General features: G+C 63.2%; 19 protein-coding genes. 15 read left to right on the forward strand and 4 right to left on the reverse strand.

Translation table 11 applies throughout. The features are described 5' to 3' along the window. Positions 1-1,014, reverse strand: coding sequence for an NAD(P)H-dependent flavin oxidoreductase (locus BKM74_RS11805; RefSeq protein ID WP_086465928.1), 1,014 nt, complete (start codon positions 1,012-1,014; stop codon positions 1-3). Between the two features lie 180 nt (positions 1,015-1,194). Between BKM74_RS11805 and BKM74_RS11810 the strand changes: the two genes are divergently transcribed. The 14 genes from BKM74_RS11810 to BKM74_RS11870 all read left to right on the forward strand — a co-directional run bounded on the left by BKM74_RS11810 (position 1,195) and on the right by BKM74_RS11870 (position 16,885). Next, positions 1,195-2,244 (forward strand): zinc-dependent alcohol dehydrogenase family protein, encoded by a 1,050-nt coding sequence (locus BKM74_RS11810; RefSeq protein WP_086465929.1) that lies wholly within the window; start codon positions 1,195-1,197, stop codon positions 2,242-2,244. Between the two features lie 12 nt (positions 2,245-2,256). Then, entirely contained in the window at positions 2,257-4,140 is a 1,884-nt protein-coding gene (locus BKM74_RS18540; protein ID WP_140056075.1) for a DUF4209 domain-containing protein, read from the forward strand. Positions 4,141-4,263: 123 nt separating this feature from the next. Beyond that, positions 4,264-4,770, forward strand: a complete 507-nt coding sequence (locus BKM74_RS11815) for a cupin domain-containing protein (protein WP_086465930.1) — start codon at positions 4,264-4,266, stop codon at positions 4,768-4,770. 329 nt (positions 4,771-5,099) lie between these two features. Beyond that, positions 5,100-6,077 carry a calcium/sodium antiporter gene (locus BKM74_RS11820; RefSeq protein ID WP_086465931.1) on the forward strand — a complete coding sequence of 326 codons (978 nt, stop codon included), beginning with the start codon at positions 5,100-5,102 and terminating at the stop codon, positions 6,075-6,077. Between the two features lie 140 nt (positions 6,078-6,217). Then, entirely contained in the window at positions 6,218-6,874 is a 657-nt protein-coding gene (locus BKM74_RS11825) for a PAS domain-containing protein (RefSeq protein ID WP_176342508.1), read from the forward strand. 54 nt (positions 6,875-6,928) lie between these two features. Continuing rightward, the gene (locus BKM74_RS11830) at positions 6,929-7,780 is read left to right on the forward strand and encodes an aldo/keto reductase (protein WP_176342509.1); all 852 of its coding nucleotides are present in this window, start codon (positions 6,929-6,931) and stop codon (positions 7,778-7,780) included. Positions 7,781-7,866: 86 nt separating this feature from the next. After that, the gene (locus BKM74_RS11835; RefSeq protein ID WP_086465933.1) at positions 7,867-8,412 is read left to right on the forward strand and encodes a PAS domain-containing protein; all 546 of its coding nucleotides are present in this window, start codon (positions 7,867-7,869) and stop codon (positions 8,410-8,412) included. A 123-nt stretch (positions 8,413-8,535) separates the two neighbouring features. After that, entirely contained in the window at positions 8,536-10,347 is a 1,812-nt protein-coding gene (locus BKM74_RS11840; protein WP_086465934.1) for an IlvD/Edd family dehydratase, read from the forward strand. 106 nt (positions 10,348-10,453) lie between these two features. Further along, entirely contained in the window at positions 10,454-11,431 is a 978-nt protein-coding gene (denD, locus tag BKM74_RS11845) for a D-erythronate dehydrogenase (protein ID WP_086465935.1), read from the forward strand. Positions 11,432-11,588: 157 nt separating this feature from the next. Then, positions 11,589-12,650: an ABC transporter ATP-binding protein gene (locus tag BKM74_RS11850; protein ID WP_086465936.1), complete on the forward strand. Its 1,062-nt coding sequence runs from the start codon at positions 11,589-11,591 to the stop codon at positions 12,648-12,650. Positions 12,651-12,887: 237 nt separating this feature from the next. Then, positions 12,888-14,069 carry an ABC transporter substrate-binding protein gene (locus BKM74_RS11855; RefSeq protein WP_217895471.1) on the forward strand — a complete coding sequence of 394 codons (1,182 nt, stop codon included), beginning with the start codon at positions 12,888-12,890 and terminating at the stop codon, positions 14,067-14,069. Between the two features lie 93 nt (positions 14,070-14,162). Further along, positions 14,163-15,143: a carbohydrate ABC transporter permease gene (locus tag BKM74_RS11860; RefSeq protein WP_217895472.1), complete on the forward strand. Its 981-nt coding sequence runs from the start codon at positions 14,163-14,165 to the stop codon at positions 15,141-15,143. Between the two features lie 25 nt (positions 15,144-15,168). Next, the gene (locus tag BKM74_RS11865) at positions 15,169-16,110 is read left to right on the forward strand and encodes a carbohydrate ABC transporter permease (protein WP_217895473.1); all 942 of its coding nucleotides are present in this window, start codon (positions 15,169-15,171) and stop codon (positions 16,108-16,110) included. Positions 16,111-16,138: 28 nt separating this feature from the next. Further along, a complete protein-coding gene (locus tag BKM74_RS11870; RefSeq protein ID WP_086465937.1) occupies positions 16,139-16,885 on the forward strand; it encodes an SDR family NAD(P)-dependent oxidoreductase in 747 nt (248 codons plus the stop codon). Positions 16,886-16,892: 7 nt separating this feature from the next. Here the strand turns inward: BKM74_RS11870 and BKM74_RS11875 are convergent, their stop codons facing one another. Further along, positions 16,893-17,279, reverse strand: a complete 387-nt coding sequence (locus BKM74_RS11875) for a hypothetical protein (protein ID WP_086465938.1) — start codon at positions 17,277-17,279, stop codon at positions 16,893-16,895. A 447-nt stretch (positions 17,280-17,726) separates the two neighbouring features. Further along, positions 17,727-18,581, reverse strand: a complete 855-nt coding sequence (locus tag BKM74_RS11880) for a TlpA family protein disulfide reductase (protein ID WP_086465939.1) — start codon at positions 18,579-18,581, stop codon at positions 17,727-17,729. Positions 18,582-18,792: 211 nt separating this feature from the next. Here BKM74_RS11880 and BKM74_RS11885 point away from each other — a divergent pair, with 211 nt between their 5' ends. Next, complete coding sequence (locus BKM74_RS11885; RefSeq protein WP_086465940.1) at positions 18,793-20,226, forward strand: NAD-dependent succinate-semialdehyde dehydrogenase; 1,434 nt, start codon at positions 18,793-18,795, stop codon at positions 20,224-20,226. 104 nt (positions 20,227-20,330) lie between these two features. On the opposite strand, the gene prfB is transcribed toward BKM74_RS11885, so the two are convergent. After that, positions 20,331-21,450, reverse strand: a protein-coding gene (gene prfB, locus BKM74_RS11890; RefSeq protein WP_099045578.1) for a peptide chain release factor 2 whose coding sequence is annotated in 2 segments (ribosomal slippage) — positions 20,331-21,380 and positions 21,382-21,450 — 1,119 coding nt in all. Because the reading frame shifts where the segments join, the coding sequence is not laid out codon by codon here.

The raw sequence follows: 21,450 nt of genomic DNA on the forward strand, positions 1-21,450 counted from the left end.
TTAAGCGGGCTGTAGCCCTTCCAGCCGGCCAGCCGTGGCGCGCAGCCGCGCCAGCGCGTCGGCTTCCAGCCGCTCCAGGATCGCCGCTGCCGGCTCCAGACGGTCGCACCAGGCCGCCGCCGGCCCCAGCGACAGCACGCCCTTGGTCCAGTCCCCGGTCTCGTAGGCCACCTTCTGGATCGGCCCGCCGACCAGCGGCCCCAGCACCGCATAGTCGCTCTGCCCGCTGGCTTCCAGCCGCGCCACTTCCGCCGCCGTCTCGTTGGCGAGGCAGCGATAGGTGTTCTTGAGGCTGCGCAGCACGGTCGTCGAGCAGGTCTCGTCCAGCCCGAGCAGATGCTGCTTGTAGAGCGGATGCGCCCAGATCTCGTCGGCCACCAGCATGCGGCTGCCCAGCAGCACGCCATCGGCGCCCATCGCCAGTGCGGCGGCAATCTGCCGGCCGGAGCCGATGCCGCCGCCGACCACCACCGGCACGTCGAGGCTCTCCAGCGCGCGCGCCGCCAGCAGCATCGCCGGCAGATCGCCCAAGCCCGGATGGCCGCCGCATTCCGCCCCGATCAGCGCCACCGCATCGACGCCCGCCGAGGCCGCCTTGGCGGCGTGGCGCACCGTCGTCGCCTTGTGCAGCACCGTGCAGCCGGCCTCCTTCAGGCGCGGCAGCAGTGCTTCCGGGCTGTAGCCCGCCGTCTCGATGCGGGTCACGCCCTCCTCGACCACCACATCGACATAGGCCTTCATCTTCTCATTCTCCGCCGGCCGGGCGGAGATATAGAGGTTCACGCCAAACGGCCTGCCGCCGGTCATTTCCCGGCAGCGCCGCACGGCATCGCGGAAGGCATCGGCATCCGGGTAGGAGCGCGGGGTGATGAAGCCCATGGCCCCGGCATTCACCACGGCGGCGACATATTCCGCCGTCGCCAGCCACATCAGCCCGCCGCACAGGATCGGCTTGTCGATGCCGAACAGATCGGTCAACCGGGTCGGCAGCTTGGGGGAGGACGGGGTCGGCATCGGCGCGCTCCTGCTTGGAATAGGCGCATCAGCAAAGGCGGGCTCGGCGAGGTTGTCAACGGCCCTGCTTGTCAAAGCACCGGAACCGGCAGTAGCGTCATGGTTGAAAAAGCGGGAGCGCACAACAAGCAAGCCCCCCACAAAACGAACGGGCAGAACAAAAGGGAGAGGACACGCGGCATGAAGGGCATCGTCTTTCTGGGCGACCGCAAGCTGGAGCTGCGCGACTTCCCCGACCCCACGCCCGGCCCCGGCGAGGTGGTGCTGGAGATCAAAGCCTCGGGCATGTGCGGCAGCGACCTGAAATTCTACCGTACGCCGGGCGGGGCGAAGGCGCTGGGCTTCAAAATGCAGGACGGCCCGATCATCGGCGGGCACGAGCCCTGCGGCGTGGTGGTCGCGGTCGGTCCTGGCGTACCGGAAAAGCAGGCCCGCATCGGCATGCGCGCGATGCAGCATCATTATCGCGGCTGCGGCGTGTGCCCGCATTGTTCGACCGGCTGGATGCAGCTCTGCGTCGAGGGCGTGGCGGAGGTCTATGGCGTCACCGGCCATGGCGCGCACGCGACCTACATGAAATGCCCGGCGCGCACGCTGGTCGAGCTGCCGGACGAGCTGTCCTTCGCCACGGGAGCGGCGATCTCCTGCGGCACCGGCACCGCCTGGGGTGCGCTGCAAAGGCTGGGGCTACAGGGCGACCACAGTATCGCGATCTTCGGCCAGGGGCCGGTGGGCCTGTCGGCGACACAGCTGGCCAGCGCGCTCGGCGCGCGCGTCATTGCGCTGGACACCAGCCCGGAGCGCCTGGCCCGCGCGCTGGAATTCGGCGCCGATGCGGTGCTGAACCCCGCCGAACTTGACGATGTGGTGGGCGCGATCCGCGAGCTGACGCATGGCCTCGGCGCGCATCTCTCGCTTGATGCTTCCTCTTCGCCGCTGGCCCGCGCGCAGGCGGTGAAATGCCTGCGCACCTGGGGCAAGGCCTGCTTCGTCGGCGAGGGCGGCGAGGTGACACTGGATGTCAGCAACGATCTACTGCGAAGGCAGGTGACGCTGATCGGCTCCTGGACCTTCTCGACCATCGGCCAGGCCGACTGCGCCCGCTTCGTCGCCGACCGCGGGATCGATGTGGATGCGCTGTTCACCCACCGCTGGCGCCTCGACGAGGCCGAACCCGCCTACCGCCTGTTCGACAGCCAGACCACCGGCAAGGGCGTGTTCTTGATGTGAGGGGAGGTGGTTATGTCTGAACAAGAAAGCCCCCCGAGCATTCAAACTCCCGGTGTGAATTTTGTTGTTCCATTACAGTCGTTTTTAAGAGAAGCGGTTCTAGCGGCTGTCGCAGCTTCAAAAATAGCAGATAGCAATGATGCCTATGGTCGCATCGAAGCGGCTGTTGCCAATGCAAAAACTGCCAAAGACACTGAAAGCGAAAGGGCATTAGGGATTCTGAGCCAGATTTCAGGTTACCACTTTAAACCTGATGACCGAGCCGAACCATTTGGTCCTTTGATGGTAATGGGTGGCCGTCGTTCTCAAATTCCGTCTGACCTTCTGGGAGATCAAGTCGAAATACTGTCGAGATTTGCCTCAGACGTCGCTCACCCATCATTCCGTGCCAGACTTTCTGATGTCTGCTGGCTCTTAAACAAGAAAGACGTAACGTCAGGATTGCGAGCGGTATCTAGTTATGTCGAATGCGTAAAATTGGTACTGAATGGCGAATCTCAGTTCGACTTCGATGAAACTAACCCGGCCAGCGTTCCGGGCACTGAATACCTGACTCGAGCCGCTACCATCGCGCGAGCCATGGGTTGGCTACGTAACGACTTCGATCCACTACGCCAGATCATCGCGGAAGTTTCCCAGAACGCCTTGGATAAGGACGACGGATGGGGGTTTATCCACATCGGCCCCATCAATCTAAGCAATCAGGTCTGGGAATCGGCTCAAATCGCAACAGCGGCCGAAAATCTCGCCAAAAGTGACAAGCTTGCACAGGACCATCCGGGCAGAAGAGAACTCTGGGAACTCGCCGCTCACGCCTATCACCGTGCTAAGGACTCCGACAATAGCAATAGGTGTTCGATTGAAGCAGCTGAAACATATGTTTCAGATGCTAACAACAAGACAGATTCAGCCTTTGCCCAAGTACACTTCCTAAATCAAGCCATTCAAGCCTTGAGATCAACACCCAAAACAGTAGATCGGCGGCAAGAAATACAAAACCGGATAAGTTCAATTCAGCACAGCATTCTAGACGAAATGTCCAGTTTTTCGCACGAGGCGGATATTACAGAACTGGTAGAGACAATCGAATCCGTAGTGCGAGGAAAAACGCTTTCCGAGACAATTCTTAAACTATTTACATGCGAAAGTTCACCTGATCCTAATAACTTACGCGATGAGGTTTTGAGCACAGCTTACGGAAATCTATCAGCGATGATCTCGACGACTGTCACGGACAGGCAAGGTCGAATTCGTTTCATTACCCCCGGTCTGCCTCCCGTTGGCTCGCCTGATGAGAACCAAGTCCGTTTTCTAATAAATCGGCATGATCAATTTCGACGCAGCCTTGTCGTTTCATCTAAAATAAATACTATTCGACGCGTCCTACAGGAAGAACACTCCGTATCTGTCACTGCTCTGTTGCCATTAATGCAAGCAAGCCCCTTTGTACCGCCCAGTCATGAATACACGTTTGCGAGCGGTGCAGCACACTTTATTGGGGGAAACGAAATTGAGGCTGCACATCTAATTTTACCAAAACTTGAAAACTCTCTTCGGCACATCCTCAGTTTAGCCGGCGTTGACACGAATCGTATGAATCAGGATGGCACTCAGGAAGAGGCAATGCTCAGCCGCATACTGGAAGACTTCAGAGAACCTCTACTGCGCCTCGTACCTGCCGCGCTTGTTCAAGAAATAGAGCTTCTGTTCAATTTTCGAGGCGGACCATCAATACGTCACGAACTCGCCCATGGAAAAATGACGGACAAAGAATTTTGGAGTCCCGATGTAACCTATTCGGTATGGCTAGTTTTAAAATTAGTTACGCTCTCAGTCCTGCGGCATTGGGACGAGGTTGCTGCTCATATATCAAGACGCTCACCTCGGGCGCTTTAATGTACAAGTGACAGCTTTCGAATAGTTGAGGGTAGAGAGGCTCCCCTCTCCCCTTGGCGGCGGGGCGAAACCCTCCTAACCTATCCGTCTTGCTGACAAATAAACGCCCTGGAGGATGCCCCCATGTCCTATACGCTGCATGAGTTCGCCGCCGATATCCGCGCGGCGCTGACCGCCGATCCCGGCCCGGCGGGCCAGGAGAAGGTACGCCTTCTGACCGAGAAGGCCCTGCGCGACACGGATTTCATGGCCGCCTGCTTCGGCGTGCCCGCGCCCAAGGAACGCGAAGTGCTGTACGAGGATGCCGATCTCGGCTTCGCCATCTGCCGCCATGTCTATACGGGTGCGAAGGATTCCGGCCCGCACGATCACGGCCCCACCTGGGCGATCTACGGCCAGGCCGAGGGCGAGACCGACATGACCGACTGGCGCATCGTCACCCCGCCCTCTGGCGGCAAGCCGGGCCGGGTGGAGAAGACGCGGACCTACCGGCTGACGCCGGGCGTGGCGCATCTCTATCTTGCCGGGGACGTGCACGCGCCCTACCGCGCCGGCCCCACCAAGCTGATCCGCATCGAGGGCCGGAACACCGACAAGATCAGCCGCACGCCCCTCGAAGCGGCGGCGTGAGGTAATACTCAAACCGTCATTCCCGGGCCACCCTCTGGCTTGACCAGAGGGACCGGCAATCCAGGGTTCAGCTTACTCGACCGACGATCCAGCGAGCGGAAGCCTGGCCCCCCGCAACAAGTGCGGGGGTGACGAGGGTGGGCATGCGGGCAGCAAGTGCATAAAGCGGCGGCGCGCCGGTCTCCCCTCACCCAGCCCCCGCCGCCCTGAAAAACCCCGCATAATCGCGGTGCCGGGGTTGCGTTCGCGCGCGGCGGGCCAATATTAGGGGCCGCCGGGCGGTCCCGCCCGTTTTCGCGTGCCCGCCCACAACCTGGTCCTTATCTCCCATGCTTCTCGATTTCGGAATGGTTGCCGCCGGCCTTGTCCTTCTGTTCCTGGGCGGCGAAGGGCTGGTGCGCGGCAGTGTGGCCATCGCCACGCGGCTGGGCATCTCCAAGCTGGTGGTCGGCATGGTGATCGTGGGCTTCGGCACCTCGGCGCCGGAGCTGGTGGTGTCGCTGCAGGCCGCATTGGCCGGCTCCCCCGATATCGCGCTCGGCAATGTCATCGGCTCCAACATCGCCAATATCCTGCTGATCCTGGGCATCGCCGCGCTGCTGACGCCGCTGGCCAATGAGGATGGCGGCATCAAGCGCGAGGCGCTGGTCATGCTGCTGGTCGCCGCCGCGCTGGTGGCCGCGCTGTGGTATGGCGAGCTGAACCGCCTCATCGGCTTCGCGCTGCTGGCCGGCCTTGCGGTGCATCTGACGCTGGCCTTCCTGAAGGAGCGCCGCAGCCGCGCCGATATCGCCGAAGGTGCTGCTCCAGAGGGCGCTCACGAGCATGAGGCGGACGAGGTCACCGACATTCCGCTGAAGCTGCCCATCGCCATCATCGCCACGCTGACCGGGCTGGGGCTGCTGGTGGTGGGCGCGGAGCTGATGGTCGAGGGTTCAACCGCGATTGCCCGCGATTTCGGCGTGTCGGAGGCGGTCATCGGCCTGACCATCGTTGCTGTCGGCACCTCGCTGCCGGAGCTGGCGACCGCCATCGTCGCCGCGATCCGCCGGCATTCCGATGTGGTGCTGGCCAACATCGTCGGCTCCAATATCTTCAACGTGCTGGCGATCCTGGGCATCACCGCCACCATCGCGCCGATCGGCGTCAGCGAGCGGTTCCTGCTGATCGACGGGCCGATCATGCTGGTGGTCACGCTGCTGGCCTTCGTGATCCTGCTGCGCGCCCGCACCGTCTCCCGGCTGATCGGCGGCGGGTTCCTGGCGTCCTATTGCGGCTATATCCTGTTTCTTGCCAGCATGGGCTGAGCCGGCAGGGAGCCAAGCGGGAAGAGGTTATTGCGGCTCGCTATTTTCAGCTTGATCGTTAATAAAAACAAAAGACCTTTAGGATAATGTTCCGGCAAAATGCCGGATCAGAACCCGGCCAGAACTGGATCAGACCGAATATGAGCGTGCCTCCCGAGGCCCCCTGGACCGACCCGACGGACGCCGATGTCGAGCGTGCGGCAGACCGGATTCTGGCTGCCGATACCGAGGTGCCGGCGGCGGAGCTGCGGACGATCAGCGATTGCACGATACGGGTTTCCTGGATTTCCGAGTCGTCCCGCATCGGCGAGCCGACCCTCGCCTTCCTGTTCGATTACTGGCGCGGGCTCGACGCGGCGCAGCCGGATGGCGTGCCGTTCGCCGCTGAGGTCGATGGCATCGACCTGATGCCGGCGCTGGGCAACATCATGCTGCTGGATGTGGAGCGCGACGGGCTCGACGCGCGCTACCGGCTCTATGGCACCAAGGTCGCCAGCAAGGCCGGGCGCGACTGGACCGGCTGGCTGGTCTCCGAAATGGGCCGCACCACGCAAACCCCGGCCACCCTGCTCTACCGCGCCGGCTACCGGGCCGTCTTCCAGCGGCGCGCGGCGCTGTTCACCGAGCATAACTCGCCCCCCTGGGTGGCGGCCGAGGCCTGGCGCCGGCTGATCCTGCCGCTGTGCGACGAGACCGGGAACTGCATCCGCTTCCTGGTCGGCAACATGGCCGTCGGTCACCGGCTGATGAGCGAGGCGCAGATCGAGGCGCAGCAACGCCACCTGCGCAAGCACTGAGCTTTCATCCGACCGCCAGGTTAGGGTAACCTGCTGCGCGGAAAGGGAGAACTCATGCTGGAAATTCCGAAGATTGCGCTGCCCGGCGGCGAAACCGTGCCGATTCTGGGCCAGGGCACCTGGGGCATGGGCGAGGATGCGCGCCGCGCCGGGCAGGAGGCGGACGCGCTGCGGCACGGGCTCGACCTCGGCATCAACCTCATCGATACGGCGGAGATGTACGCCGATGGCCGCGCCGAACAGATCACCGGCGAGGCGATCAAGGGGCGGCGCGAGGCGGTCTTCCTGGTCAGCAAGGTGCTGCCCGGCAATGCCAGCCGTGCCGGCACCATCGCCGCCTGCGAGCGCAGCCTGAAGCATCTCGGGACCGACCGGATCGATCTCTACCTGCTGCACTGGCGCGGCCCGCATCCGCTGGCCGAGACGCTGGCCGGCTTCGAGGAACTGCAGCAGGCCGGCAAGATCCGCCATTGGGGGGTCAGCAATTTCGACATGGAGGATTGCCGGGAGCTGGACAGCCTCGCCCCCGGAATCAGCCCAGGAAAGGCCGCGACCAATCAGGTGCTGTTCAATCTGATGCGCCGCGGCATCGAATACGACCTGCTGCCCTGGTCACGCGAACGCGGCATGCCCGTCATGGCCTATTCGCCGATCGAACAGGGCCGGCTGCTGAAATATCCGGCACTCGGCAAGGTGGCGGAACGCTATGGCGCCACCCCCGCGCAGGTCGCGCTGTCCTGGCTGCTGCGCCAGCCCGGCGTGATCGCCATACCGAAAGCCGCGCGCGCCGCCCATATCGAGGAGAATCTGGCAGCGCTGGACATCAGGCTGGACCGCGACGATCTGGCCCTGCTCGACCGCACCTTCCCGCCCCCTGCCAGCGCCCGGCCGCTGGAAATGCTCTGACACAAATAATTCGGGATTTTCATGTTGCTTGGCGCGCATAAAACATAGAAATTTAGATAAATAAATCACCCTGAACGGGTACGGCCATGAGCGACAATCCCGACATCATCCACCCGCGCGGACGTTCGTTCGGCGCGTACTGGATGTGCTTGCCGAAACGCGATTTCCTGCCGGACCGTGACCAGATCGATCTGGCGCAGCTGAAGGAAATCCTGCCCTCCTTCGTCATCCTGCAATATGAATCGCCGTCCATGATCCGCTTTCGCCTGGCCGGCACGGATGAGGTGAAGCGCTATGGATTCGAAGTGACCGGCAGGAACTACCTGGATTTCGTACCGGACGAACGCAAGGCAGAAGCCCTGCAGACCTTCGAAACCATGCTGCGGCACCCCTGCGGCTCGCGGAACCTGATCGAGACCGTCACCTCCTCCGGCCGCATCGTGATAAACGAGGCCATTGGCTATCCGATGCGGGGCAGCGACGGGCGCGCCGACCAGCTGATCTTCCAAAGCAACGATATCGAGGGCAAGCTGGAACCTTATCAGCGCAGGGATGTGGTGGCGCAGCACCGCCGTTTGCGCGAACGCCGCTTCATCGATATCGGCGCCGGGCTGCCTTCACTCACCGTCTGACGCCTGCCTTCCCCAACTGCCGGTCAGACCTGATCCAGCGGCGTTTGCTTTCCCAACAGCGAAGCCTCATACTGCGCGGCAAGGCTGAGAAAATCAGCAAATGCAAACGCTTGGGAGGGTTCTATGAGTCATGGCAGCCAGCCTTCAGCCGGCACGCGCCGGCTTCGTTCGCAACTCTGGTTCGACAATCCCGACAACCCCGCCATGACCGCGCTCTATCTGGAGCGCTACCTGAATTTCGGCCTGACTCGGGCGGAACTGCAATCCGGCAAGCCGATCATCGGCATCGCCCAGACCGGCTCCGATCTGTCACCCTGCAACCGGCACCATCTCGACCTCGCCAAGCGCGTGCGCGAGGGCATCAATGCCGCCGGCGGCGTGGCCTTCGAATTTCCCGTCCACCCGATCCAGGAAACCGGCAAGCGCCCGACCGCGGCCCTGGACCGTAACCTGGCCTATCTGGGGCTTGTCGAGCTGCTGTACGGCTATCCGCTGGACGGCGTGGTGCTGACCACCGGCTGCGACAAGACCACGCCGGCCTGCATCATGGCCGCGGCCACGGTGAACATCCCGGCCATCGTGCTGTCCGGCGGGCCGATGCTGAATGGCTGGTGGAAAGGCGAGCGCACCGGCAGCGGCACCATCGTCTGGAAGGCGCGCGAGCGCCATGCGGCCGGCGACATAAACTATGACGAGTTCATGGATATCGTCTCTTCCTCCGCGCCCTCGGTCGGCCATTGCAACACGATGGGCACGGCCTCGACGATGAACGGGCTGGCCGAAGCGCTGGGCATGTCGCTGCCGGGCTGCGCCGCGATTCCCGCCCCCTACCGCGAGCGCGGGCAGATCGCCTACGAGACCGGCCTGCGCGCGGTGGAGATGGTATGGGAAGACCTGAAGCCGTCGGACATCCTGACGCGCGAGGCCTTCGAGAACGCCATCGTGGTGAACTCCGCCATCGGCGGATCGACCAACGCGCCGATCCATATCAACGCGATTGCCCGGCATATCGGCGTCGAGCTGAACAACGATGATTGGGAGAAGATCGGCTACGACATTCCGCTGATCGTGAACCTGCAGCCCGCCGGCAAATATCTCGGCGAGGAATTCCACCGCGCCGGCGGCATCCCGGCCGTGGTCAACGAGCTGATGAAGCACGGTAAGATCCGCGAGAATGCCATCACTGCCAACGGCAAGCCCATCGGCGAAAACTGCCGGGGCCGCGAGGCGGAGGGCGACGATGTCATCCTGCCCTATGAAAAGCCGATGGTGGACAAGTCAGGCTTCCTGCATCTGCGCGGCAATCTGTTCGATTCGGCGATCATGAAGACCAGCGTGATCTCGCCGGATTTCCGCAAGCGCTACCTCTCCGACCCGCAGGACCCCAACGCCTTCGAGGGCCGCGCCATCGTCTTCGAGGGGCCGGAGGATTACCACCACCGCATCGACGATGCGTCGCTGAAGATCGACGATTCCTGCATGCTGTTCGTGCGCGGTACCGGCCCCATCGGCTATCCCGGCGGCGCGGAGGTGGTGAACATGCAGCCGCCGGCAGCGCTCATCAAGCAAGGCATCCTCGCCCTGCCCTGCATCGGCGACGGGCGGCAGTCCGGCACCTCGGGCTCGCCCTCGATCCTGAACGCCGCCCCCGAGGCGGCATTGAATGGCGGCCTCGCCATCCTGCAGACCGGCGACCGAGTGCGCATCGACCTGAACAAGCGCACCGCCGATATCCTGATCCCGGCTGAGGAATATGAGAAGCGCAAGGCCGACCTCATCGCCAAGGGCGGTTTCCCCTATCCCGATCACCAGACGCCCTGGCAGGAAATCCAGCGCGGCATGGTCTCGCAATTCGACGAGGGCATGGTGCTGAAGCCGGCCGTGAAATACCAGCGCGTTGCCCAGACCAAAGGCGTGGCCCGGGACAATCACTGAGGACGGAAGAGGACACATCCCTCGCCCCGGATGGGGAGAGGGAAGAGAGAAAAGAGCCGCTCCACGAAGAGACGGCGACTGAAACAAAAACAGGGAGAGAAGCTTCATGCGGATACTGATTATCGGGGCGGCCGGCATGATCGGCCGCAAGCTGACGCAGCGTCTGGTCGCAGATGGAACGCTGGGCGGCACGCCCATCGGGCACCTGCATCTGGTCGATGTGACGACACCCGAAAAGCCGGACGCCCCCTTCGCGGTGGAGGTGGAGCCGGCCGACCTGTCGCAGCCAACCGCCGCTGCCCGCCTGACCGCCAGCCGACCGGATGTGATCTTCCATCTGGCGGCCATTGTCTCCGGCGAGGCGGAGGCGGATTTTGAGAAGGGCTACCGCATCAATCTGGACGGCACGCGCTACCTGCTGGAATCGATCCGCCGCACCGGCGGGCAGGATTATTGCCCGCGCCTTGTCTTCACCTCCTCCATAGCCGTGTTCGGCGCCCCCTTCCCCGAGGCCATCGGCGACGAGTTCCTGTCGGCGCCGCTGACCAGCTACGGCACGCAGAAGGCCATCGGCGAGCTGCTGCTGGCGGATTACACCCGCAAGGGTTTCGTCGATGGCATCGGCATCCGCCTGCCCACCATCTGCGTGCGGCCGGGCACGCCGAACAAGGCGGCGTCGGGCTTCTTCTCCAACATCATCCGCGAGCCGTTGGTGGGCAAGGAGGCGGTGCTCCCGGTCTCCGAGGATGTGCGGCACTGGCACGCCAGCCCGCGCGCGGCCGTCGGCTTCCTGCTGCATGCCGCAACCATCGATGGCGACAAGGTCGGCCCGCGCCGCAACCTGGCCATGCCGGGCCTCTCCACCACGGTCGGCGAACAGATCGAGGCGTTGCGCAATATCGCTGGCGACAAGGCGGTAAAGCTGATCCGCCGCGAGCGCGACCCGATCATCGAGACCATCGTCGCCGGCTGGCCGCGCAATTTCGAGGCAAAACGCGCCACCGCACTGGGCTTCAAGGCCGAAAGCAGCTTCGAGGAGATCATTCGCATCCATATCGAGGACGAGCTGGGCGGCCGTCTCTGATACAGGGCGCGCTTTGTAAATTCAGACTATCTTATTCAACCTAAAAAGGAATCTAAGAGGCCGTCACACCTATCCCCTTGCGCTAATTAGAAACCCCTTCTATGTTTTTTCCTAATAAAACAAAGCCCGCCTCGATGCGGGTGTTGGGAGGGAAAGCATGGCGTCCGTGCAAATTCGGGACGTGCGCAAGGCCTTCGGCCCGGTCGAGGTTCTTCATGGTGTGTCGATCGACATAGACGATGGAGAATTCGTCATCCTCGTCGGTCCGTCGGGTTGCGGAAAATCCACATTGCTGCGGATGATCGCCGGGCTGGAAGGCATTTCCGGCGGCGATATCCTGATCGGCGAGCGCGTGGTGAACCATGTGCCGCCCAAGGAACGGGACATCGCCATGGTGTTCCAGAATTACGCGCTCTACCCGCACATGACGGTCGGCGAGAATATGGGCTTCTCGATGAAGCTGCGCGGCGCGTCGAAGGAAGAGTTCGACAGCCGGGTCCAGGTCGCTGCTGAGATATTGGGGCTGACCCAGCTGCTGGACCGCTATCCGCGCCAGCTCTCCGGCGGCCAGCGCCAACGCGTCGCCATGGGCCGCGCCATCGTGCGCGACCCGCAGGTCTTCCTGTTCGACGAGCCGCTGTCCAACCTCGACGCCAAGCTGCGCGTTGCCATGCGCACCGAAATCAAGGCGCTGCACCAGCGGCTGGCCTCCACCACCGTCTATGTGACGCATGACCAGATCGAGGCCATGACCATGGCCGACAAGATCGTCGTCATGCATGACGGTATCGTCGAGCAGATCGGCGATCCGCTGGGCCTGTACGACCGGCCGGACAATCTGTTCGTCGCCGGCTTCATCGGCTCGCCCGCCATGAACATGCTGAAGGGCCGGATCGAAGCGAACGGCCAGCTTTCCTTCGTCAGCGATGGCGGTGTGCGCCTGCCGCTGTACGACGCGCCTTCGGCATCGCATGGCAAGGCGGTGGTCTACGGAATCCGCCCGGAACATATGGTGCTGGCCGATGACGGCGCCGAGGCGACGGTGACCGTGGTCGAGCCGACAGGCTCCGAAATCCAGGTGGTGGCGGATATGGGCGGCACCGAGATCATCGTGGTGTTCCGCGAACGCCATGCCTTCCGGCCGGGCGAGCGCATCAAGGTGGCGCCGACGCCGGGCTACATACACCTGTTCGACGCGGAGACCGGCAACCGCCTCTGACGGACGGTTTGCCACTGGCCCGGAAAAGGGCCGAAAACGGCCGGCAAACAAGCCGGACCGACAAGCAAGCAAGGGAGGAATGGGCAATGAGTTTTACCAGACGCGATCTGTTGAAGAGCAGCGCCGGCGTCGTTGCCGGTGTGGCCGGGGGTGCGGCGGGTGCCGGGCTGATCCGCCCCGGTGGGGCTGCCGCCCAGGATATGAAGCTTCAAGCCGGAAGCCGGCGCCACCCTGCGCGTGCTGCGTTGGCGCCGCTTCGTCGCCGGCGACGAGGAACAGTGGGTGGCCAACACCAAGAAATTCACCGAGAAGACCGGCGTCGAGGTGCGCATCGACAATGAAAGCTGGGAGGATGTGCGCCCGAAGGCGGCGGTCGCGGCCAATGTCGGCTCCGGCCCGGACATCATCATCGGCTGGTTCGACGATCCGCACCAGTATCCCGACAAGCTGGTCGATGTCAGCGATGTCGCCAACTATCTCGGCAAGAAATATGGCGGCTGGTATCCGGTGGCCGAACAATACGGCAAGAAGGACGGGCGCTGGATCGGCCTGCCGCTGGGGGCCGCCGGCGCCTGCATGGTCTATCGTCGGAGCTGGGTGCAGGAGGCTGGATTCGAGAAGTTCCCGCAGGATTACCGCGAAGTGCTGAAATGCGCCAAGGCGCTGAAGGCCAAGGGCCATCCGATGGGCATGGCGCTGGGCAATGCGGTCGGTGACGGCAATGGCTGGGTGCACACCATCCTCTGGGGCTTCGGCGGCAAGATGGTGAACGACAATAATGAGGTCGTCCTGAACAGCCCGGAAACGGTCGCCGCGCTGGAATATGTGAAGGAACTGTACGAGAGCTTCATCCCCGGCACGCTGTCCTGGCTGGATTCCAACAACAACAAGGCCTTCCTGGCCGGCGAGATCGGCGCCACCAACAACGGCATCTCGGTCTATTACGCCGCCAAGACCTCCAAGGATGAGGCGATGAAGGCGATAACCGCCGACATCGAACATGTGAACATGCCGATCGGCCCGGTCGGCAAGCCGACCGAACTGCACCTGTTCACCCAGGCGATGCTGTTCAAGCACACCAAATACCCTAATGCGGCGAAGGAATATCTCCGCTTTATGTGGGAGAAGGAGCAGTACGAGCCTTGGCAGCAGGCAGCCATCGGCTACATCACGCACCCGCTGGCGGCCTACGAATCGAACCCGATCTGGACGGTCGATCCGAAGCACACGCCCTACCGCGACTGCGTGAAGAACATGCTGTCGAACGGCCATTCCGGCGATCTGGGCTATGCCTCGGCGGCGGCGATGGCGGACTACATCATCGTCAACATGTTCGCCGAGGTGTGCGGCGGCAACCAGACGCCGAAACAGGCGGCCGAGCGCGCGGCCAAGCGCGCCGAACGCTATTACCGCGTCTGATTCGTGACGGGGACGGCGCCATCCTTCGGGGTGGCGCCGGTCTCCCGCGATAAACCCTGACGACCAGTCCCAGCCCCGACGAACGGAGTCCGCATGGTCGCCGAAACGCCCGCCGAAACGCCGACCAAGGCGCGCCCGGCCCGGTCCGCAAAAACCGAAGCCTATGTGGTGCCGCTGACGGCGCGGCTGATGAACAACCGCAACTTCCTGGCGATCTGGTTCATGCTGCCGGCCGCCGCGATCCTGCTGCTGTTCCTGGCCTGGCCGCTGATTCTCGGCATCTACCTGTCGATGACCGATACCACCATCGGGCGGCGCGGTGTCTTCATCGGGCTGGAGAATTTCGAGCTGCTGGCCGACGACCCGGTGTTCTGGCTGTCGGTCTATAACACCTTCCTCTACACGCTGGTCGCCAGCATCCTGAAATTCGTGCTGGGGCTGTGGCTGGCGCTCATCATCAACGAGCACCTGCCCTTCAAGGCCTTCATCCGCGCCATTGTGCTGCTGCCCTGGATCGTGCCGACCGTGCTGTCGGCCATCGCCTTCTGGTGGATCTATGACGCGCAGTTCTCGGTGATCTCCTGGTCCCTGCAGCGCATGGGGCTGATCGACGAATACATCAATTTCCTGGGCGACCCGAACAATGCGCGGGCCAGCGTGATTGCCGCCAACACCTGGCGCGGCATCCCGTTCGTCGCCATCACCCTGCTGGCCGGGCTGCAGACCATCCCGCAATCGCTGTACGAAGCCGCGACCATCGACGGCGCCAGCGCCTGGCAGCGCTTCCGCTTCGTCACCTTCCCGATGCTCACGCCGATCATCGCGGTGGTGATGACCTTTTCGGTGCTGTTCACCTTCACCGACTTCCAGCTGATCTATGTGCTGACCCGTGGCGGTCCGCTGAACGCGACGCATCTGATGGCCACGCTGGGGTTCCAGCGCGCGATCCCCGGCGGCCAGCTGGGCGAGGGTGCGGCCATCGCGGTCGCCATGATCCCGTTCCTGCTGGCGGCCATCCTGTTCAGCTATTTCGGCCTGCAGCGCCGGCGCTGGCAACAGGGCGGCAAGGATTAGGGCGGCAAGGATTGAGGGCGACATCATGAGCACCGTAACGAACCGCCACGCCGACAGCGCCGGCACCGATATCGAGGCCCGCGAGGGTGGCCGCTCCCGTGGGCCGGCCCCCGATGACGGGATGCGCTACCTCTCCTCCATCCCGCGCCGGGTGGTGACGGTCTATATCCCGCTGGCGATCTTCCTGTTCGTGCTGCTGTTCCCGTTCTACTGGATGGCGATCACCACCTTCAAATCGAACGAGGAACTGTATAATTTCCGCGATTTCAGCCCGTTCTGGGTGGTGAACGCGACGCTGGCCAATGTCGAGAAGCTGTTCTTCGAGACCAGCTATCCGACCTGGCTGTGGAACACCATGCTGGTCTCCACCGTGGCGACCTTCCTGTCGCTGTTCTGCGCGGTGGGGGCCGCCTACGCCATCGAGCGGTTGCGCTTCACCGGTGCGCGCGCGGTCGGGCTGGCGATCTTCCTGGCCTATCTGGTGCCGCCCTCGATCCTGTTCATCCCGCTGGCGACCATGGTGTTCTCCTACGGGCTGTTCGACACCAGCTGGGCGCTGATCCTGACCTACCCGACCTTCCTGATCCCGTTCTGCACCTGGCTCCTGATGGGCTATTTCCGCTCCATCCCCTACGAGCTGGAGGAATGCGCGCTGATCGACGGCGCGTCGCGCCTGCAGATCCTGGTGCGGATCATCCTGCCGCTCTCCGTGCCGGGGCTGATCTCGGCGGGTATCTTCGCCTTCACCCTGTCCTGGAACGAGTTCATCTACGCGCTGACCTTCATCTCGTCCTCGGAGAACAAGACCGTGCCAGTCGGCGTGGTGACGGAGCTGGTGGAGGGCGATGTCTATCACTGGGGCTCGCTGATGGCGGGCGCCTTGCTCGGATCGCTTCCTGTCGCCATTCTGTATTCCTTCTTCGTCGAGCATTACGTCTCCTCGATGACGGGTGCGGTGAAGGAATAAGAACAGCGACAACGGAGGACGCCATCCCATGAACCAGATCGACCTGAAGGGCCGCCGGGCGGTAGTCACCGGCGGCGCGCAGGGCATCGGCCTTGCGATCACGAAGCGCCTGCTGCTCTCCGGCGCTTCGGTGGCGGTCTGGGACGCCGATGCGGGGGTGACGAAGAAGGCGCTGGAGCAGCTTTCCGGCCACACCATCGGCGTGCCCGTGGATGTGACCGATTACGACGCGGTGGCCGAAGCCGAGAAACAGACCGTCGCGGCGCTGGGCGGCATCGACATATTGGTGTGCAACGCCGGCATCGCCGGCATGAACACGACCATCGCCGAGTATCCCATCGAGGAATGGAAGCGGGTTCTCGATATCGACCTCAACGGCGTGTTCCATTGCTGCAAGGCCGTGGTGCCCGGCATGGTCGCCCGCGGCTATGGCCGCATCATCAACACAGCCTCCATCGCCGGCAAGGAAGGCAACCCCAATGCCGGCGCCTATTCGGCGGCGAAGGCCGGCGTCATTGCGCTGACCAAGTCGCTGGGCAAGGAGCTGGCCGGCCACGACATCGCGGTGAACTGCATCACCCCGGCCGCCGCGAAGACGCGCATCTTCGACCAGATGACCCAGACCCATATCGACTACATGCTGCAGAAGATCCCGCGCGGCCGCTTCGTGCAGGTGGAGGAGATCGCCGCCATGGTCGCCTGGCTGGCCTCGGCGGAGAATTCCTTCACCACCGGCGCGGTGTTCGACCTGTCGGGCGGCCGGGCGACGTATTAGCAGCCTTTTAGAATTCCATTCCTGATTTCAGCCCGGGAGCCTCCGCCCCGGCGGCAAGGGCCGTAATGGTAGCAGCCAGGCTGTCGACATCGAAAAGCTGCCTGCCGTCCCAATCCCGCATGACGCCAAGTTCATCCGGGCGTATTCCGAGATTCACCAAGAAAACCGCCAGTGCCTGCACATCTTCAGGATAAGCGTGTAGAACCTGAACCCATTCTTCGTCTTCGGAAGCGGCAAGAAGGCCGCATGTTGCCTTATCGATATCGGCACCGCCAAACAGCAAGGCAATGTCGCCCCCGGCCTCAAGCTTTCTTGCCAGCCCAAGGGAGGGGATATACCGCTCGAATCCGGCTAGCGGCCTGTGAACGAAGACGTTCGTTTCCTTGACGCTCATGTCGCACCCGCCTTCCAAAGGCTAAAGGCAAATGTACTACGTTAAATAACCCTGATGCACGATCTTATATATGGTAACTGCCAGCGCGATTGTCTCGTCATCCTCGCGCCGGAGACCTTCCACGGGTAAATCTTCCATACGCCAATGCGCTATTCCACCTGGACTTATACTAGGGCGAGCGACCGCCATGAACTCGATGCCATCGGAATCGTCGCAATCCGCTCCAGCTGGCTCGCCCAGGCAAAGCGGCTTCTTATAGGCCCTCACCGTCGGGAATAGCCCGTTAAGTCTCCCGGGCCTCCCCCATATCTCGCCTGACCGCTTCTGTATCTGAGCTATTTCGAAGGTTTGCGTTGGGGATTCCTTTCGATGAAATGGGCCGTACATTACCACCCCTACAATACCAACCCGCGATAGCGTTCAGTATAAGGTAACAATTTTTAAACTTCACTCCCCCCGTGCCAGCTGCTTCAGCGCGTCGGGGATATCGTCCCAGCCGTCATAGGTGCCGTCCTTGAAGAAGGCGACCACGCCGTTGCGGTCGATAATGAAGGTGGTGGGGGTGCGGGCGCGCAAGCTCTGGCCGTCAGCGAAGGTGATGCCGTGATAGGCGTTGGCATCATAGACCGGGATATCGATCTTCTTCGACTTCAGCCAGTCGCGCGTGACCGAGGCATCCTCGCGGATCGGGATCAGGAAGAAGGCGATGGCGGGATCGTCCTTCACCTGCCTGTAGGCCGCGTGCACGCGGGAAATCTCACCCTGGCAATAGGGGCACCAGGTGCCGAACTGTTGGAACAGCACGGCCTTGCCGCGCATCCCTTCCAGCGTCAGCTTGTTGCCGGCTTCGTCGGTGAGGTCGAGGTCGGGAATCGGCTCGCCGACAGCGATGCCGCGCTTCACCCCGTCCGAGGGCGGGCTTGATGTGCGCAGGGCCAGCGCCGCGCTGCCGGCGGCGGCATATTTCTCGGCCAGTGCGGCATCGTCCGGCTGCGGTTCGAACACCACGTTACGGTCGCGGGCATAGATGCGGCAGGGCGTGCGCGCCCGCTTGTTGCAATAGGAGAGTGCATACTGCTCCGCCTCGTAGGCGCTGCCGCCGCGCCCCCAGCCCCAGCCGCCATCGGGCGACAGGGCGAACACGTAATCGCGCCCCGGTTCGTCCCGCACCTTGTCGAGATAGGCTTCCCACCCCTTCAGCCCGCTGGCATGCAGGAAGGGCGGCGCCTCGGCCAAGGCCGGCCCCGCCGGCAGGAGCAGCGCCAAAATCGCAAAGAAGACATTCCGTACAGACCGCCGCATCTCACACCTCCGGCTTTTCTCTACAGCGGTAAAATAATGCCATGGCCGTGCGGCGCTGCCGACAATTTTTAGATGACAAAAGCGTGATGGACGATTTGTCCCCAGCCATGCGTCAGCCTTGACCCTTGGCTTCGCCTGTCAGGGCTACTAACATCCGCGCCGAAGTCCGACATAACAGTTGCGACCGATCCGAATCACAGGAGAAACGCCAATGTATCCCGAGGTTTCCCTCTATATTGACGGCAAATGGTGCAAGGGCGCCACGGGCCGCAGCGAGCCGATCCTGAACCCGGCCACCGAAGAGGAAATCGGCACCGTCCCGCATGCCGACAAGGCGGACCTCAACCGCGCGCTGGCCGCCGCCGAGAAGGGCTTCGCGCAGTGGAAGCACGTCTCCGCCTATGACCGCTCGAAGATCATGCGCAAGGCCGCCGACCTGCTGCGCAGCCGCGCCGACGCCATTGCCAAGGTGATGACGCTGGAGCAGGGCAAGCCCGTCGCCCAGGCCAAGGGCGAGACGATGGCCGGCGCCGACATCATCGACTGGTTCGCCGAGGAAGCGCGCCGCACCTATGGCCGCGTCATCCCGGCCCGCGCCGACGGCATCTACCAGCTGGTCATCAAGGAGCCGGTCGGCGTCGTCGCCGCCTTCACGCCGTGGAACTTCCCGATCAACCAGGCGGTGCGCAAGATTTCCGCCGCCCTGGCCGCCGGCTGCTCGATCATCATCAAGGGCCCGGAGGAAACCCCGGCTGCCTGCATGGAACTGGTCAAGGCCTATATCGACGCCGGCGTGCCGGCGGGCGTCATCAACCTGGTCTATGGCGTGCCGTCCGAGGTGTCGGAATATCTGATCCCGCACCCGATCGTGAAGAAGGTCACCTTCACCGGCTCCACCGCCGTGGGCAAGCAGCTCGCCGGTCTGGCCGGCCTGCACATGAAGCGCGTGACGATGGAGCTGGGCGGACACGCCCCGGCCATCGTGTTCGAGGATGCCGACCTCGACACCGCCGTGAAGATTCTGGGCGTGAACAAGTTCCGCAATGGCGGGCAGGTCTGCGTCTCGCCGACCCGCTTCCTGGTGCATGAATCACTGTACGGCAAGTTCGTCGATGCCTTCACCGACATCGCGAAGAACACCAAGGTCGGCAACGGCCTGGAAGACGGCGTGGAGATGGGGCCGCTGGCCAATGGCCGCCGCGTCACCGCCATGGAGGCGCTGGTCGCCGACGCCGTGTCCAAGGGTGCCACGGTGAAGACCGGCGGCAAGCGCATTGGCAACAAGGGCTATTTCTTCGAGCCGACGGTGCTGACCGACGTGTCGGACGATGCCCGCATCCTGCATGAGGAGCCGTTCGGCCCGGTCGCCCCGATCATGCCGTTCAGCAGCTTCGACGAGGTGGTGAAGGAGGCCAACCGCCTGCCCTACGGCCTGGCGGCTTATGCCTACACCAACTCCGCCAAGACTGCGAACGCCATCGGCGCCGCCGTCGAGAGCGGCATGGTATCGATCAACCATCACGGCCTGGCCCTGCCGGAAGTGCCGTTCGGCGGCATCAAGGACAGCGGTTATGGCAGCGAGGGCGGTTCGGAAGCCATTGAGGCCTATCTGAACACCAAGTTCGTCACACAAGCCGGCCTGTAAGGGGCTGGCCTGTAAGCCGGTCCTGCCGACAAGAAAAAAGGCCGTCACCCTCGCGGGTGGCGGCCTTTTTCGTGTCGTGCGGCAAGAAGATCAGGCGGTCTGGCCTAGGCGGTCTGCCCGGCCCCGTCGCCCAGCTTGGAGGCCAGCGAGGCTTCCAGGAAGCGGTCGATATCGCCATCCAGCACGGCGCCGGAATTGCCGGTCTCAACCCCGGTGCGCAGGTCCTTCACCATCTGATAGGGCTGCAGCACATAGGAGCGGATCTGGTGCCCCCAGCCGATGTCGGTCTTGGCGTCTTCCTGCGCCTGCGCCGCCTCCTCGCGCAGCTGCAATTCCCGCTCATACAGACGCGCCTTCAGCATCGAGAAGGCGGTAGCGCGGTTCTTGTGCTGCGAGCGGTCGCTCTGGCACTGCACCACGATGCCGGTCGGGATATGGGTGATGCGGATGGCACTGTCGGTCTTGTTGACGTGCTGGCCGCCGGCCCCCGAGGCCCGGTAGGTGTCGATGCGCAGGTCCTTTTCCTCGTATTCCACCTCGATCTCGTCATCGACCACGGGATAGACCCACACCGAGGAAAAGCTGGTGTGGCGCCTGGCCTGCGAATCGAACGGCGAGATGCGCACCAGCCGGTGCACGCCGCTTTCATGCTTCAGCCAGCCATAGGCATTCGGGCCAGTGATCTTCAGCGTGGCCGATTTCAGCCCGGCTTCTTCGCCGGCGCTTTCTTCCAGCCATTCGACCTTGTAGTCATGCTGCTCGGCCCAGCGTGTGTACATGCGCGACAGCATCAAGGCCCAGTCCTGCGCCTCGGTGCCGCCAGCGCCGGCATGCACTTCAAGATAGCAGTCATTGCTGTCCGCCTCGCCCGACAGCAGGCTTTCCAGCTGCTTCTTGGCCGCGATCTCGCGCAGCCGAGCCAGTACCTTCTCGGCCTCGGTGACGACATCCTGGTCGCCCTCCATCTCGCCGAGTTCGATCAGTTCCAGCGTATCGTTCAGCTCGCGCTCGATGGCGCGATAGCCCTCGATGCCCTTTTCCAGCTGGGTGCGCTCGCGCAGCAGCTTCTGCGCCTTGTCGCTGTCGTTCCACAAATTGGGATCGGCCGTGAGGGCATTCAGCTCGTCGAACCGGGAAACCGCACGATCCCAGTCAAAGATGCCTCCTCAGCAGCGCCAACGAGTCTCTGATCTCGTCGGCGACCGCTTGAATTTCCGCGCGCAT

This window comes from Oceanibaculum nanhaiense, from assembly GCF_002148795.1.
In the GTDB taxonomy this organism is placed as follows: Bacteria; Pseudomonadota; Alphaproteobacteria; order Oceanibaculales; family Oceanibaculaceae; genus Oceanibaculum; species Oceanibaculum nanhaiense.

Coding starts and splice junctions, on each gene's coding strand:
- BKM74_RS11870 (WP_086465937.1), top strand. CDS start 16,139: ATGAACCAGATCGACCTGAAGGGCCGCCGGGCGGTAGTCACCGGCGGC.
- BKM74_RS11850 (WP_086465936.1), top strand. CDS start 11,589: ATGGCGTCCGTGCAAATTCGGGACGTGCGCAAGGCCTTCGGCCCGGTC.
- denD (WP_086465935.1), top strand. CDS start 10,454: ATGCGGATACTGATTATCGGGGCGGCCGGCATGATCGGCCGCAAGCTG.
- BKM74_RS11880 (WP_086465939.1), bottom strand. CDS start 18,581: ATGCGGCGGTCTGTACGGAATGTCTTCTTTGCGATTTTGGCGCTGCTC.
- BKM74_RS11810 (WP_086465929.1), top strand. CDS start 1,195: ATGAAGGGCATCGTCTTTCTGGGCGACCGCAAGCTGGAGCTGCGCGAC.
- BKM74_RS18540 (WP_140056075.1), top strand. CDS start 2,257: ATGTCTGAACAAGAAAGCCCCCCGAGCATTCAAACTCCCGGTGTGAAT.
- BKM74_RS11830 (WP_176342509.1), top strand. CDS start 6,929: ATGCTGGAAATTCCGAAGATTGCGCTGCCCGGCGGCGAAACCGTGCCG.
- BKM74_RS11820 (WP_086465931.1), top strand. CDS start 5,100: ATGCTTCTCGATTTCGGAATGGTTGCCGCCGGCCTTGTCCTTCTGTTC.
- BKM74_RS11840 (WP_086465934.1), top strand. CDS start 8,536: ATGAGTCATGGCAGCCAGCCTTCAGCCGGCACGCGCCGGCTTCGTTCG.
- BKM74_RS11865 (WP_217895473.1), top strand. CDS start 15,169: ATGAGCACCGTAACGAACCGCCACGCCGACAGCGCCGGCACCGATATC.
- BKM74_RS11875 (WP_086465938.1), bottom strand. CDS start 17,279: ATGAGCGTCAAGGAAACGAACGTCTTCGTTCACAGGCCGCTAGCCGGA.
- BKM74_RS11805 (WP_086465928.1), bottom strand. CDS start 1,014: ATGCCGACCCCGTCCTCCCCCAAGCTGCCGACCCGGTTGACCGATCTG.
- BKM74_RS11835 (WP_086465933.1), top strand. CDS start 7,867: ATGAGCGACAATCCCGACATCATCCACCCGCGCGGACGTTCGTTCGGC.
- BKM74_RS11815 (WP_086465930.1), top strand. CDS start 4,264: ATGTCCTATACGCTGCATGAGTTCGCCGCCGATATCCGCGCGGCGCTG.
- BKM74_RS11825 (WP_176342508.1), top strand. CDS start 6,218: ATGAGCGTGCCTCCCGAGGCCCCCTGGACCGACCCGACGGACGCCGAT.
- BKM74_RS11885 (WP_086465940.1), top strand. CDS start 18,793: ATGTATCCCGAGGTTTCCCTCTATATTGACGGCAAATGGTGCAAGGGC.
- BKM74_RS11860 (WP_217895472.1), top strand. CDS start 14,163: ATGGTCGCCGAAACGCCCGCCGAAACGCCGACCAAGGCGCGCCCGGCC.